The organism is Erwinia pyri, assembly GCF_030758455.1.
GTDB lineage: Bacteria > Pseudomonadota > Gammaproteobacteria > Enterobacterales > Enterobacteriaceae > Erwinia > Erwinia pyri.
In genome coordinates this window covers 2,739,778-2,752,094 of record NZ_CP132353.1, presented here as the reverse complement: position 1 = coordinate 2,752,094, position 12,317 = coordinate 2,739,778, and the positions used below count along the sequence as shown (strand labels likewise).

Below are 12,317 nucleotides of genomic sequence, written 5' to 3'. Positions count from 1 at the left end.
TTGCTTGGAATACCAGAGCAATGGAGGGAGAGTGATAACGATAATTTACATTGCTGCAATCTGTGCAGCGAATCTCCTGGTGGCTAAGTTGGGTCCCTGGGTGACGCCAATCAATGCGTTCTTCCTGGTAGGGTTGGACATGGTTCTGAGAGATTTTCTTCACGAGCGTTACGGGATAGCCTGTTCACTCCTGTTGTCAGTTGTAGCTGGCTTGATAAGTTACTTCATCAACCCGGCATCTGGGGTCATCGCGATTGCATCAGTAGTGGCTTTCATTGCGGCCGCACTGGTTAACGCACTGGTATATCAGTGGCTAATCGATAAGCCGTGGCTGAAAAAGTCCAATGCCGGGAATGTGGCGGCGGCTGCAGTGGATTCGATGCTGTTTCCGCTGATAGCTTTTGGCGCATTCATGCCAGTGATAATTGCTGCTCAATTCATCTGTAAAACTTTGGGCGGAGCGCTGTGGAGTTGGATGCTTAAAGGAGTAAAGAGATGATCCATTATCACGGCGGGCCCATAACGCCAGATACCTGCGCTATCAAGGCATGGAAGGGAAGGCATGCTTTTATCTCCTTCGCACACGCCAGCCAAATCAATCTCGCTTCTGAATATTGCCAGACATTCGCTTTGGATAACGGCGCGTTTACTGCGTGGAAAGCGGCCGGGCGCAACAAAATCGACTGGAACGATTACTACGAGTTCGTGGCTCGCTGGAAGAATCACCCTGGCTTTGATTTCGCAATCATCCCGGACGTGATAGACGGTGGTGAAGCAGAGAATGAGGCATTGCTTGATGAATGGCCACACGGTGATTTCTACGGAGTTCCTGTTTGGCACATGAACGAAAGCGACGATCGGTTTATTCGGTTATGTAACGAGTATCCGCGGGTAGCAATCGGGAGTTGCGGAGAATATGACGTTAAACGCCCAAACCTTGCAGTTACACGCATGAAAGATTTGATCCGGCATGTCACCGATGAATACGGTCAACCAATAGCAAAGCTTCACGGCCTCCGAATGCTAAACCCGCTTATTTTCACCAAACTTCCTCTTGCCAGCGCTGACAGCACAAACGTTGCCAGAAATATTGGCATCGATAAAGCATGGTCAGGGGCTTACGCTCCGGCTTCAAAAGAGACGCGAGCGGCCTTGATGGTCGAGCGCATCGAGTCACATAACAGCCCTGGCTCACTTAATTATTGTGAGCATAGGGACAGGTTCAATATGCAGTTACAACTGGCTGTTTGAGGAGAAACCATGACTGACAACGTAGTCCCACTAAAGCGCCCCGACCACGCACAGGACGTGAAAGATGTTTTTACCCTACTTAAGGTACTCGTTATGGGCGGACACAGCCTTATGACCATCAACGATGTCATCCTGAAGGGTGAAGACAGCCTGACAAAGCTGCAGGAGCAGATGAACCGGAGGTGACCGTGCAGGACTTTTGTTTGCATGTATCCACCATGGGTCAATTCACTAAACAACTTTTCGAACTCGTCTCTTCCGGCAAACGCTGGCGCATCAAAATCACAGAATGGCGTGACCAACGCAGCATCCCTCAGAACTCTCTTCAACACATGTGGTACGCAGAGCTAAGCGCTTATCTTATCAAGCGTGGAAAGCCCTTTGCGTCTCCTGAATGGGTGAAGGATGCGATGAAACACACCTATCTGGGCTATGAGGCACGCGAGATGGTCGATGTGGTAACAGGTGAGCGAACCCAGATACAGACGCTACGGCATACCTCATGCCTCGACACAGGCGACATGCACTACTACCTCACTCAGGTAGAGGGGTGGGCGCTTAATGTCGGTTGCAGGCTGACGATACCGGCTGATAGCGAATACAACCAACTAAGACAAAAGCAGGTGGCTTAGATGACAGCACGTGAACGAATCAAAGAGTTTCTGACCAGCAAGCATGGCTATGTCTCAACAAGCATTGTCCATGACCACATCCAGTCTTTGGGCTACAAGCGCGTTAGCTCATGTGGAGCGCTATCAAAGATGGTTGCAAGAGGGGAAGTTATCACCAACGGGTATCACATTCACACCTATGTGAAGCTGAACCTTGAAAATAAACCGACAGCAGCATCTGTACGACAGACTGCAAACCATACGTACCTCGCCGGAGTAATGGGACGCGTACCGTCGAAGCCAGTGCCGAAAAGTGAAAACGCCATATTCGACCTTTGCCGGAAATACAGCCGCATGTACCAGTTAATTGACCAGCCACTGCGCGGAGTAAGAACATGAACGCACAGCTCAACACGATACCCGAATTACTCATTATCACCCGCGGCAATCAGACAGAGGCTGCTAAAAAGCTGAATTCTAATCGGGCCACTATCCGGAAATATGCCCGCGACTTTCAGGCTACTCAACACGCGATAGTGAACGGTGTTCTGATGGTGTATCGCGGCCAACTCGGTGAGCACAAGAGGAATAATCATGGCTAAAACCTGGTTCCACCACTCCAACTGCACCACCGATGAAGCCAACACCCTCATCCTCCAGTATCAAGCCCGCAACATCAAAACCGAAAAGCAACTTTCCGCCGACTACAAGTCGTGGACGGTCAGCGCATTGTTGCCCGAACTCAGCCACATCCCGCAGCCATCCCGCCGCTGGGAGCAGTCGATATGGAGCAGGGTATGACTTCTGAAAAAATGACTCACGATGAGTTGTGCATGAAAGCTGACCGCTATCTGCGCTCCAACGGTTTCGGCGTGGCGTTCAACGATAAATTCCGGGCATATTCTGGCACCGGTGAACTTCCCGACGCTATCGGCTTTCGTAACGGTGTTTCATGCCTTATTGAAGTCAAGTGCTCACGTTCAGACTTCCACGCAGACAAGAAAAAACACTTTCGAATAAAGCCAGAGACCGGCATGGGTGACTGGAGATTTTTCATGTGTGAGCCTGGGGTAATCGAGCCTTCAGATCTGCCGGATGGATGGGAGTTGCTTCACGTAAAAGGAAATTGAGTACAGAAGGTTCACGGGTGGCCGCCAAACTCTTGGTGGCACTGCAAAAAACCATTTACCGGGAACAAACAGGCTGAATGCGATTTCATGTACAGCGCACTCCGTCGCATGGTCGTCCGTGGACACTTTGATGAAATTTACGATGGTCTACCAACCATAGGCGAGGCATTGAATGAAACAGCCGCCTGAAGCACTTTGCGCCAACTGTGGAATGCCTCTCTCACCTGATGAGTGCCACTTTGCGATGAATGCGCTGCGTTCTATGAAATGAGTGACCCCAATTTTAAGATGGAGGATGAAGATGGCAACAGTCATCAAGCCGCCGAAGCTTAAAAAGTGCAAATGCTGTCCCACCAAGTTCACACCCCGCAACAGCCTACAAACCGTCTGCTCTCCCAAATGTGCAATCCAACTCGCTAACCAGCTCACTGAACGCAAACAAAAGCGCCAGGAGAAGGAGCAGCGTGCTGCATGGAATAAGCGCAAGGCCGATGTGAAACCGTTAAGCCACTGGATGAACATGACCCAACGGGCATTCAACGACTTCATCAGGGCGCGGGATGGGGAAGTTTGTATCAGCTGCGGCAGCACATCGGCAATCAGCTATCACGCTGGGCACTACCGGACAACTGCAGCGGCATCTCAGCTCAGGTTCAACGAGGACAACGTTCACAGCCAGTGTTCAGCGTGCAATACGCATCACTCTGGCGCAATTGGTCCGTACCGCATCAACCTCATAGCCAAAATCGGCCTTCAGCGCGTCGAGGCGCTCGAATCTGATAACAACCCTCACCGATACACCCGTGAAGAGTTAGACACCCTCAGGGCGCATTACAGATCGAAATTGAGAGAGCTAATCAAACAGCAGGAGGAAGCAGCATGAGAATAGAGCACGACTATCAGCAGATCGTTCGCCTTGTGGATGTACGGACTGCAGCTGACATGCGCAGGATATTCGGCACCGGCTGGAAGACCATCAACCGATCACAACAGGCGTGGATACGAAACCTGCTGACTGTATGGGGTGACCACCTTTCCGGCGATGAGTACGAGCGAGGTGAAATCAACGTTCTGGGTAGGCTCATGATGCGATGCGAGTGGAGTGAGCAGAAAGCCAAGCAGATAGAGAAGGTTGTCACAGAGCTTCACTGTGAAGGCTACAGAGGGGAAGAGCTACTCCGCAAAGCCCGTGACATCCTGGTACCACAATCATCAACCGGCAACATCATCGCTCTCGCCAAAGAATCAGATGATGCTGCCTTCATGGAATCGGTAATTGTGAAAACGTTTGGACGGGATAACCCGATCCGCTCTGTAGCCAGATTACGATACTGCAAATGCAAGAGCGCGCAAAACCTCGCTCAGTCGTTAATTTACTTCACTGGCATCACGCCGAAAGAGGCTCGAAATAGAATGGAGTGGTCACAGGACATACTTGAGGGAGAATTGTATTACGCAGTTAAACGCGAATTGGAGAAAGAATATTCTGCATTAGCAGCCTGATAGCACGAATAGCTAAAGACGGCGGGCATATAACCTGGCAATATTCATGCATGCTCGGGAAGCAAAGCGAACTGAGCGCGCGAATATACGAGAAAGGCCTGATTCTAAAGAGTCGGGCCTTTTTTATTGCCTTAATTCCAGAAGGTCGCCATCAGAGCGGCCTTTTTTCGTTTTTCGCCCCTACCAATTAACTCGACCCTTAAATATTCCTGTGTGGTAGCGGGCGATCTTTATCCTTTCAAAAACACATGCAGCCGCCTGAAAGAGAGGTGGGAGATGAAACGTATGCCGGACAGACCTGATAACCTGGCGGCAATGATCGCCTGGCTGGCAAATCACCGCAATGAGGTCGGCTACTCAATACTGGCATTCGTAATGTCAATCCTCACAACCTCGCGGAACAGGAAAACCATATGGCGTGACCGTCTCACCGGCGCGGCGATGTGTGGAATTCTTTGTTTTTTTGCTCAGCCAACACTAACGGCAATATGCGCGATATTCGGTTGGACTTTTCCGCCGGAATTATGCTGGCCGTTCTCAGCATTCGTCGGATATATCGGCGTTGATGCGCTCTTTTCGTCTGTTCGCAGGCGGGTAGGCCTCGAAGGGGTTAACGGAGGTTCAAATGCTGACAGTTAATCAATTCCAGCGCGCGACGGGTATTGGCGATGAATTGCGGGACGCATGGTATGAGCCGGTAATGGCAGCGATGCAGAAGCATGGAATTAACACGCCACTGCGTCAGGCGCATTTCCTCGCCCAGGTAGGGCATGAATCAGGCGGCTTTCGCTTCGTGCAGGAAAACCTGAATTATCTCTGGGGCGCGCTCATCGCGATGTTCGGGAATCGCATTACGAAAGAACAGGCGCTGAAGTATGGCCGTCGCCCACCCCAGCAGGCAAATCAGCCCATGATTGCCAATATCATCTACGCCAACCGAATGGGTAATGGTGATGTGGAATCAGGTGACGGTTATCGTTACCGCGGGCGAGGGCTTATCCAGATTACAGGGAAGTCGAATTACAGAGATTTGGTTCAACCACTGGGCGTTGATGTGCTTGCAAAGCCTGACTTGCTGGCTGATTACAAACTGGCTGCGGAGTCAGCAGCTGCATGGTGGAAGGTTCACGGACTGAATGAAAAAGCTGACGCAGATGATGTTAGTCGCATCACCCGCGTTATTAACGGCGGCATTAACGGAATAGAAGACAGGAAAACCCGGCTCACTAAAGCTAAGGGGGTTCTGTGCTCAAAGTAATCAGTATTATCCGAAACAATACCGGCCTGATAATTGTAGGCCTCTTCATCCTGGCGCTCTGGGGGCTTAACACCCGGAACAGTCAGCTGCTTGCGACAAACGAACGCCTCGAAAAGCTGACGAACAGTAAAGACGACCAGATTAACGATCTGCGAAGTAAAAATGATGGCCTGGCGGCAAGTGTAAGCGACCTGGTCACAGCAGTTAAGCAACAAAATGCCGTCATGTCTCAGATTACTGAGCAACGGGCAGTTACAGCACAGCAAAACAGGAAGCTCCAGAGTGAAATTAAACGTTATCTCGCGTCAGACAAATGCGCTGTTGCTCCTGTTCCCGCTGATGCTGCTGACAGGTTGCGCGACGCAGCAAAATCCGCAGGTGGAGTACCGGGCAGTAAAGCAGCCTCAGCTAAGCCTGCCGGCAGAACTGACCAGCCAGATTGATGTGCCGCCAGTGCCGGATGATCTGACGTTCGGAGACAGCGTGTCGCTGAATGCTGAGCTGTATGGCCTGCTGGGGCAGTGCAACATTGACCGGGCGGGCATCAGTAAGATTGAAGAGAAAAAAGGCGGCGCGTCCCGTGCGCCGAGTAAAGGAGCCAGTGGTACTTTGAATCCACTGAATATATAAAAATAATACCTTTTGTTTTAACTGCAAGCGTAAGCGGTAAAAAAATCAGCTGAGCTTTATCTTCTGTCTAAACAAAGCGCCTTTGATGATTACTGGGGCAGGTGTGGCGCAGATTTGCAAGTGTGAGTGAGTAATTTGGCTTTAATCGTGTTAGGTTGGATGTTCATTTTCAACCGGATAACCATTATGGAAACTGGTTTCTACTGGGTCGGGAATGGTATCTCGATACCTCATGTGTGGTTCTGGCATCTTGGTCACGGTTTTTACAGGCCAACTGCATTACTACCGATCACCATGCCAAATTTCAAAGCCGCTGGCCTGTCAGTGCTTAGCGGTAAACTCACCATAGCAGACATCATAAATACCGGCTGATAGAGGTTGTTGTATTGGATCCTCAGCAGTAAGTGGTGTTGAAAAGCTGCAAGCATGACAGTTATAGAGACAGCAATATTGGATAGTGCAGACGGAAGTAGTGCTAAGGAATGCACCCGTTTAACGCACCCGATATCTGCCGATATTGCTCAAACGAAAAGGTATGAGATATGAGCGATAAATTTCTTATCGACCTGGGGCTGAGGATAAGAGACAGGCGTAACCATATTCGCCTGAGCCAGATGGAACTGGGTGAAATCTCTGGAATTGACAGGACCTATCTTAGTGGAGTTGAAAACGGCAAGCGCAACATATCCATTCTCGGTCTCAGAAAGATTTCTGTAGCCCTACGAATGCCGCTTAATGAGCTTCTCTTTGGCGTATGAGTTAATGAATATAACTTAAAAAACAATGATTTGAACTAAGCCGCCTCCGGGCGGTTTTTTATTGGAGCTAATATGCCTGACACCTACCGTATAACCGTAACCACAAAGTCAGGTGAAACCCACGAAGGCCTGATGAATCGATCACAACCTGAGATGGTTAACGGTTTTATCGGTGTAGCCAAAGAAGACGGCTCATGGGTTTACCTGGCTCCGGACGACGTGCTTAAGATGGAGTACGTGCCTGAAAGTTAGCCGCAACGTTTCCAATTTGTAATAGATGATAAAGATAAATTGACAAGTACTTCATAAAAAGGTTCATGCGAAAGCATGTATTTACAAAAGTCCTCACCTGACCAATAAAGATCAAGGTGGTGAGAGAATACAAGCGTAGAGCATGCAGCTTTCAATAGCTCCATATCTCCGATGTGAACATCTTTTTCCTTGATTTCAAACGAGTAGATTAGATTTCTAGTTGAGCCGTGTCTGTGACGAAAAGTTAGGCACTCTTCAAGTGTCTGACATGCAAAAATAGATGTGAAACGCGATGGCTTGTGCGCATGGAAAGCCCTTCTGTGCATTTCCAAATGAAGTTCCGTCGAGCAGTCAGTTTTCATGACTGAAGAATTACTGTTGGAAAAGTACTGATTACCATGTGGTGACATCCCACCAGGGAAAAGCTTCTGAATATATTGATCAAGCTCTGGCAGCCCGGTCGCGCTATGCGCAATGAGATGTGGAGTATTTCCCCTCTCAAAGTACCCCCTTCTATCAACGGTATATAACGTAATCATAATTCCCTTGGATATAAAATGGCACTCACCGACAAACAAGAAATGTTCTGTCGCGAGTACCTCATCGATTTGAACGCCACGCAAGCGGCAATTCGGGCGGGGTACAGCGAAAACACCGCCCGGAAGATTGGTAGTGAGAACCTCTCAAAACCAGACATCCAAAACAGAATCGCCGAACTCAAAGTACAACGCAACGAGCAAGTAAACATTGATGCTGCTTATGTGCTGAAGCGTTTGGTTGAGATAGACCAGATGGATGTGTTGGACATCCTGAAAGATGACGGTGGGCTGAAGATGGTTCACGAGTGGCCAAAGGTCTGGCGCACGACGCTTAGCGGATTGGACATCCTGACCACCGTCACCAATTTTGATGAAACGACGATGGAGAACATCCTTAAGAAGATTAAATGGCCTGATAAGGTGAAAAACCTTGAGCTGCTTGGTAAGCACATCAGCGTGATGGCATTCAAAGAGCAGGCGTCACACGAGCACACCGGTAAGAACGGTGGACCGATTGAAGTAGCGACGCTGACCAAAGACGAATACAAAGCTGCGCGGCGGGAGATGTTGGAGGATGACGACTGCTGAGCAGAAGATCTATGCGCGGCGTTTAGAATGCGAAGATGATGGGCTTTATTACGCTCGTTACTTCTTTAAGCAGCGCACTGGCGGCAAGATGATTGTCGCACCACACCATAAAGTTATTCAGAAAACGTTGGATCGCGTTATTGATGGTGAAATTACCCGACTGATTATCAACGTTCCTCCCGGCTATACAAAAACTGAATTGGCAACCATCAACATGATGGGGCGGGGCCTAACGCTGAATAAGCGAGCTCGCTTCATGCATCTTTCGTACTCGCACAATCTGGCACTGCTGAATTCATCCACCGCACGTGGAATGATCCGCTCGCAAGCCTATCAGTCAATGTGGCCCATGGAGTTGCGCGACGATGCAGACAGCAAAGCGATGTGGTGGAACGAGTTTGGTGGTGGCGTTTATGCATCATCAGCTGCTGGTCAGGTAACAGGATTCCGTGCCGGACATATGGAATCAGGCTGGCAGGGTGCATTGATTATCGATGATCCGGTAAAGCCGGACGACGCCTACAGCGAGACGGTGCGTGATGGCGTGAACAACCGGTTTAACGAAACCATTAAATCGCGCCTGGCAATTGAAACAACGCCAATGATCGTAATTATGCAGCGAATCCATTATCACGACCTGAGCGGCTATCTGCTGCGCGGTGGCAGTGGTGAGAAGTGGCACCATCTAAACCTGCCAGTACTGATTGATAACAGCCAGAGCTATTCCGAGCAGTATCCGGACAACTCCCACGCCATACGGTTCAACTATGGAAGCCGTTGAATTCGATTTAGCGGGAACAGAGAAAATAGCATCAGAAATTTCAAAAGCTTGTAACTGGAAACTGTAAAATTATATCCATTATGAACCTCGCTTCGGCGGGGTTTTTTTATGCCTGGAGAATGAGATGGCAGGACAGCAGGTAGGTGAAATTTATTTTGAGGTAAGCGCCGACGTTGCAGATTTGATCCAAGGGGCTAAGCAGGCGCAAAAGGCCATTGATAACCTTGAAAATACCGCAAAACAGTCATCAAAGGGGTTTGATACTTTAGAGAAAGGAGCTTCATCAGCTGGCGATGCAATGAGCACGCTAAATGGTTATTCAAAGTCTATCGATGGGTCTTTAAACACACTTAATACTACTGTCAAAGCCATTGCTAGAGCCATGCTGGAGGCTCGGTCTGGAACAAGAGGTGCAAGCAGTGAGTTTAGCCGTGCTGAATCCATCATTGAAGGACTTGGTAACCAGCTAGCCATCCTCGAGGAGGCCCAGCAAGCCTCTGCAAGAAGTGCTGCAATATTAGCGGCACAATTGCGCGCCGGATCTAACGCAACGGATGAAGAAAAAAGGACTATTGCCGATCTAACTGGCCGCCTTTATGACATGAGAAATGGCACAGAGGTCGGAGCTAAAAGCACTAAGCAGTGGAAAGGACAAATGCAGCAGGCTGGATACCAGGTCCAGGACTTTATTGTTCAGGTTCAGGGTGGGCAGTCAGCTCTAGTGGCATTTTCTCAACAAGGGTCTCAGCTTGCAGGTGCCTTTGGTCCAGGCGGCGCAGTAATAGGAGCTGTGATAGCTTTAGGTACCGTGGTTGCTGGCACGTTAATCGCTTCTCTTAATGGCGGTAAAAACGCCATGGATTCATTGGCAGATGCTGCCGATGCTATGGATAAAGTTATAACCGTCTCTCAATCAGGGATCGCAGCACTTTCCAATAAGTATGCAAACCTTGCCAGAGTTAACGCAGAAGTGGCAACACTAATGCGCAATCAGGCACTTCTTGAATACAATCAGGCTATAGCCAAAATACCTAAAGCAATTAGTGACGCTTCAGCATCATTTATTTCATTTGGTGATAAAATTGTTTCGTCGTTAGGTGGTGGTTATGCAAGCGTAAAAGTTTTTGGGGATGGCTTAGAATCTCTTAACATAACCACAAACAACTATACCGATGCCATTAGGCAAGCATATGGAGCGGGGCAAGCTTTCTCTGCAACAGCCAATTCCATAGGCAATACAGTTGGAGTTCTAGCCGATAAATTTGGCATTAGTCAGCAACAAGCTTATGAATTGGCTAAACAACTTTCTGCAATTAATAGAAATCCTTCTCCCGAGGCAATACAGGCATTAGCACTCCGCTTGCAAAATATGACGTCTTCCTCAAAAGATGGTCAGGCTCAAATTACTACTTTAGTTGGAACGTTAGTCGATCTTGCTAGGGAGGCTGCCAATGCAAGATTCAACGTTGATAGCCTAAAGAAATCTACTGATAACCTTACTGACGGGCAGAAGGGGCTTATTGAACAGTCAGAAAGAAGCTTAGCTTTATCAAAACTACAAGGCGAGGCCCGTGCCCGTCTTCAAGCTCAATATGCAGCAGAAGATGCGGGATTTTCAAGCGATGACCCGCACACGAAGCAAATGCAAGATGACGCTGCTGCAACATATGCAAATACCGAGGCTCAACGAGCATTAAAATCTGAGACCAAGAAGGGCGCCACTCAAGCAGAATCTGCTGCACTGAAACTTGCTGCACTGAAGCAGCAATCCAAGCTAGCGGCTGACTCTACGCAGGAACTCACCAGGGAGCAGCAGTTATTAAGAGCTGAGCAATCACTGGGTGCGGGTGCGACCGATAAGCAAAAGCAGGAGGCGAGAGAATATAAAGCGGCTGCACTTGATGCCGCGGATGCTGCAAAAGGCGTGACGAAAGCCCTTAAGAACATCCCTGAGGAGGCTGAAAATAAATCATATTCTGACTCAGTTAAGAACCTCAAAGCCGCGCTCACAGCGAATGCGATTACGAAAAAAGAGTATGACAAAGCTTCTGAGGTGGCGGAAAGAGAGCACCAAGTCAACTTAGCCAAAATCCGCGCTGATACCGCTGCCGGCGTTACTCCATTACAGGAGGCTCAGGGAGCTATCGATCCTGTTCAGGCTTTAGCTAACGAAAATGCCCGAAAGTTAGCCCTAATCCAGCAGTTCGAAACAGAGAAGGGCGTAATTACCGCAAATGGCCTTGCACTGATGAATGCTCAGAACACCGAGTACGAGCAGGCCCGCATCGATGCTGCTTGGAAGATTTGGGAGAACCAGAATCAGACCAATCAGCTCTTGGGTGGTGCTATCGACTCCCTGCAGGGCGGCGCAACCAATGCGATAACCGGTCTCATAAATGGTACTCAAAGCCTGCAAGAGTCGTTGGCTAATATCGGCTCGACCATCCTGAACAGTGTGGTGGGCAGCTTAGTCGAGATGGGCCTGCAGTATGTGAAGAGTATGATAATGGGGCAGGCAGCCGCTGCTGCAGGTCAGGCGATGACCATGACCCAGGCTTCTATAGCTGCTGCGGCATGGGCTCCAGCCGCAATGAGTGCGTCCATTGCTACTTATGGTACGGCGGCGGCAGTTGGTGAGGCTGCTTATGGTCAGGCAATGCTCTCAGCACAGGCAATGAGTATAGCTGGCGCCCGTAAGAACGGCGGTCCGGTCAGCGCAGGTTCAATGTACCAGGTAGGTGAGGGCGGCATGCCTGAGATTTACCAGGCAAGCACTGGCAAGCAGTACATGATCCCCGGTGATAACGGCTCAGTTATCAGCAATAAGGATATTGGCATCGGTAGTGGCGGGGGAGCTTCTATTTCACAAACGGTTCAATTCAACATAACGACCACTGGCGGCATTGATGATGCGACCATGCAAAAGATGGCGGCCATGATGAAAACTGTCAGCCTTAACACCATTAAAGACCAGAGCACTCGTCCCAAAGGGATGATTCAGCCCCGCAAATAGGAA

Annotated in this window: 17 protein-coding genes and 2 pseudogenes; 18 read left to right on the top strand and 1 reads right to left on the bottom strand. The window is 49.3% G+C overall.

Annotated elements, in window-relative coordinates:
* Window positions 1-31: 31 nt before the first annotated feature.
* The 15 genes and pseudogenes from Q3V30_RS12870 (at window position 32) to Q3V30_RS12800 (ending at window position 7,393) form a co-directional block, all read left to right on the top strand.
* Entirely contained in the window at window positions 32-499 is a 468-nt protein-coding gene (locus Q3V30_RS12870; RefSeq protein ID WP_306206231.1) for a VUT family protein, read from the top strand.
* A complete protein-coding gene (locus tag Q3V30_RS12865; protein WP_306206229.1) occupies window positions 496-1,251 on the top strand; it encodes a hypothetical protein in 756 nt (251 codons plus the stop codon). Before Q3V30_RS12870 ends, Q3V30_RS12865 begins: the two co-directional genes overlap by 4 nt.
* Before the next feature lie 9 nt (window positions 1,252-1,260).
* Window positions 1,261-1,437, top strand: coding sequence for a hypothetical protein (locus Q3V30_RS12860; RefSeq protein WP_306206227.1), 177 nt, complete (start codon window positions 1,261-1,263; stop codon window positions 1,435-1,437).
* Window positions 1,434-1,883 (top strand): YbcN family protein, encoded by a 450-nt coding sequence (locus Q3V30_RS12855; protein WP_306206225.1) that lies wholly within the window; start codon window positions 1,434-1,436, stop codon window positions 1,881-1,883. Before Q3V30_RS12860 ends, Q3V30_RS12855 begins: the two co-directional genes overlap by 4 nt.
* The gene (locus Q3V30_RS12850) at window positions 1,884-2,261 is read left to right on the top strand and encodes a hypothetical protein (protein ID WP_306206223.1); all 378 of its coding nucleotides are present in this window, start codon (window positions 1,884-1,886) and stop codon (window positions 2,259-2,261) included.
* Window positions 2,258-2,464: a protein ninH gene (locus Q3V30_RS12845; protein WP_306206222.1), complete on the top strand. Its 207-nt coding sequence runs from the start codon at window positions 2,258-2,260 to the stop codon at window positions 2,462-2,464. The genes Q3V30_RS12850 and Q3V30_RS12845 overlap by 4 nt, the downstream gene beginning before the upstream one ends.
* Window positions 2,457-2,663 carry a hypothetical protein gene (locus Q3V30_RS12840; protein WP_306206220.1) on the top strand — a complete coding sequence of 69 codons (207 nt, stop codon included), beginning with the start codon at window positions 2,457-2,459 and terminating at the stop codon, window positions 2,661-2,663. The genes Q3V30_RS12845 and Q3V30_RS12840 overlap by 8 nt, the downstream gene beginning before the upstream one ends.
* Window positions 2,660-3,181, top strand: a pseudogene (locus tag Q3V30_RS12835) (hypothetical protein). The gene Q3V30_RS12840 and the pseudogene Q3V30_RS12835 overlap by 4 nt, the downstream one beginning before the upstream one ends.
* Window positions 3,182-3,293: 112 nt before the next feature.
* Window positions 3,294-3,875, top strand: a complete 582-nt coding sequence (locus Q3V30_RS12830; RefSeq protein ID WP_306206218.1) for a recombination protein NinG — start codon at window positions 3,294-3,296, stop codon at window positions 3,873-3,875.
* Window positions 3,872-4,495, top strand: coding sequence for a hypothetical protein (locus Q3V30_RS12825; RefSeq protein WP_306206216.1), 624 nt, complete (start codon window positions 3,872-3,874; stop codon window positions 4,493-4,495). Before Q3V30_RS12830 ends, Q3V30_RS12825 begins: the two co-directional genes overlap by 4 nt.
* A gap of 276 nt (window positions 4,496-4,771) precedes the next feature.
* Window positions 4,772-5,134 (top strand): phage holin family protein, encoded by a 363-nt coding sequence (locus Q3V30_RS12820; RefSeq protein ID WP_306206214.1) that lies wholly within the window; start codon window positions 4,772-4,774, stop codon window positions 5,132-5,134.
* Window positions 5,121-5,753, top strand: coding sequence for a glycoside hydrolase family 19 protein (locus Q3V30_RS12815; protein WP_306206211.1), 633 nt, complete (start codon window positions 5,121-5,123; stop codon window positions 5,751-5,753). The genes Q3V30_RS12820 and Q3V30_RS12815 overlap by 14 nt, the downstream gene beginning before the upstream one ends.
* A gap of 282 nt (window positions 5,754-6,035) precedes the next feature.
* Complete coding sequence (gene lysC, locus Q3V30_RS12810; protein WP_306206208.1) at window positions 6,036-6,383, top strand: Rz1-like lysis system protein LysC; 348 nt, start codon at window positions 6,036-6,038, stop codon at window positions 6,381-6,383.
* Between the two features lie 542 nt (window positions 6,384-6,925).
* Entirely contained in the window at window positions 6,926-7,141 is a 216-nt protein-coding gene (locus Q3V30_RS12805) for a helix-turn-helix domain-containing protein (protein ID WP_306206206.1), read from the top strand.
* A gap of 72 nt (window positions 7,142-7,213) precedes the next feature.
* Window positions 7,214-7,393: a hypothetical protein gene (locus tag Q3V30_RS12800; protein WP_306206204.1), complete on the top strand. Its 180-nt coding sequence runs from the start codon at window positions 7,214-7,216 to the stop codon at window positions 7,391-7,393.
* Here the strand turns inward: Q3V30_RS12800 and Q3V30_RS22820 are convergent.
* The gene (locus Q3V30_RS22820; RefSeq protein ID WP_487320592.1) at window positions 7,390-7,755 is read right to left on the bottom strand and encodes a DUF2441 domain-containing protein; all 366 of its coding nucleotides are present in this window, start codon (window positions 7,753-7,755) and stop codon (window positions 7,390-7,392) included. The genes Q3V30_RS12800 and Q3V30_RS22820 overlap by 4 nt on opposite strands.
* Window positions 7,756-7,950: 195 nt before the next feature.
* On the opposite strand from Q3V30_RS22820, the gene Q3V30_RS12795 reads away from it, so the two are divergent.
* The 3 genes and pseudogenes from Q3V30_RS12795 to Q3V30_RS12785 all read left to right on the top strand — a co-directional run bounded on the left by Q3V30_RS12795 (window position 7,951) and on the right by Q3V30_RS12785 (window position 12,314).
* Complete coding sequence (locus tag Q3V30_RS12795) at window positions 7,951-8,520, top strand: terminase small subunit (RefSeq protein ID WP_306206203.1); 570 nt, start codon at window positions 7,951-7,953, stop codon at window positions 8,518-8,520.
* A pseudogene (locus Q3V30_RS12790) lies at window positions 8,507-9,292 on the top strand (phage terminase large subunit family protein); the annotation flags it as partial. The gene Q3V30_RS12795 and the pseudogene Q3V30_RS12790, both read left to right, overlap by 14 nt.
* Window positions 9,293-9,425: 133 nt before the next feature.
* A complete protein-coding gene (locus Q3V30_RS12785; RefSeq protein ID WP_306206201.1) occupies window positions 9,426-12,314 on the top strand; it encodes a tail protein (tape measure) in 2,889 nt (962 codons plus the stop codon).
* The last annotated feature ends 3 nt before the right edge of the window (window positions 12,315-12,317 follow it).

Bases quoted from the DNA above. Each gene is read 5' to 3' on its own strand.
- Q3V30_RS12795 (WP_306206203.1), top strand. From the start codon at position 7,951: ATGGCACTCACCGACAAACAAGAAATGTTCTGTCGCGAGTACCTCATC.
- Q3V30_RS12840 (WP_306206220.1), top strand. From the start codon at position 2,457: ATGGCTAAAACCTGGTTCCACCACTCCAACTGCACCACCGATGAAGCC.
- Q3V30_RS22820 (WP_487320592.1), bottom strand. From the start codon at position 7,755: ATGAAAACTGACTGCTCGACGGAACTTCATTTGGAAATGCACAGAAGG.
- Q3V30_RS12805 (WP_306206206.1), top strand. From the start codon at position 6,926: ATGAGCGATAAATTTCTTATCGACCTGGGGCTGAGGATAAGAGACAGG.
- Q3V30_RS12865 (WP_306206229.1), top strand. From the start codon at position 496: ATGATCCATTATCACGGCGGGCCCATAACGCCAGATACCTGCGCTATC.
- Q3V30_RS12860 (WP_306206227.1), top strand. From the start codon at position 1,261: ATGACTGACAACGTAGTCCCACTAAAGCGCCCCGACCACGCACAGGAC.
- Q3V30_RS12785 (WP_306206201.1), top strand. From the start codon at position 9,426: ATGGCAGGACAGCAGGTAGGTGAAATTTATTTTGAGGTAAGCGCCGAC.
- Q3V30_RS12815 (WP_306206211.1), top strand. From the start codon at position 5,121: ATGCTGACAGTTAATCAATTCCAGCGCGCGACGGGTATTGGCGATGAA.
- Q3V30_RS12800 (WP_306206204.1), top strand. From the start codon at position 7,214: ATGCCTGACACCTACCGTATAACCGTAACCACAAAGTCAGGTGAAACC.
- Q3V30_RS12820 (WP_306206214.1), top strand. From the start codon at position 4,772: ATGAAACGTATGCCGGACAGACCTGATAACCTGGCGGCAATGATCGCC.
- Q3V30_RS12825 (WP_306206216.1), top strand. From the start codon at position 3,872: ATGAGAATAGAGCACGACTATCAGCAGATCGTTCGCCTTGTGGATGTA.
- Q3V30_RS12830 (WP_306206218.1), top strand. From the start codon at position 3,294: ATGGCAACAGTCATCAAGCCGCCGAAGCTTAAAAAGTGCAAATGCTGT.
- Q3V30_RS12850 (WP_306206223.1), top strand. From the start codon at position 1,884: ATGACAGCACGTGAACGAATCAAAGAGTTTCTGACCAGCAAGCATGGC.
- Q3V30_RS12845 (WP_306206222.1), top strand. From the start codon at position 2,258: ATGAACGCACAGCTCAACACGATACCCGAATTACTCATTATCACCCGC.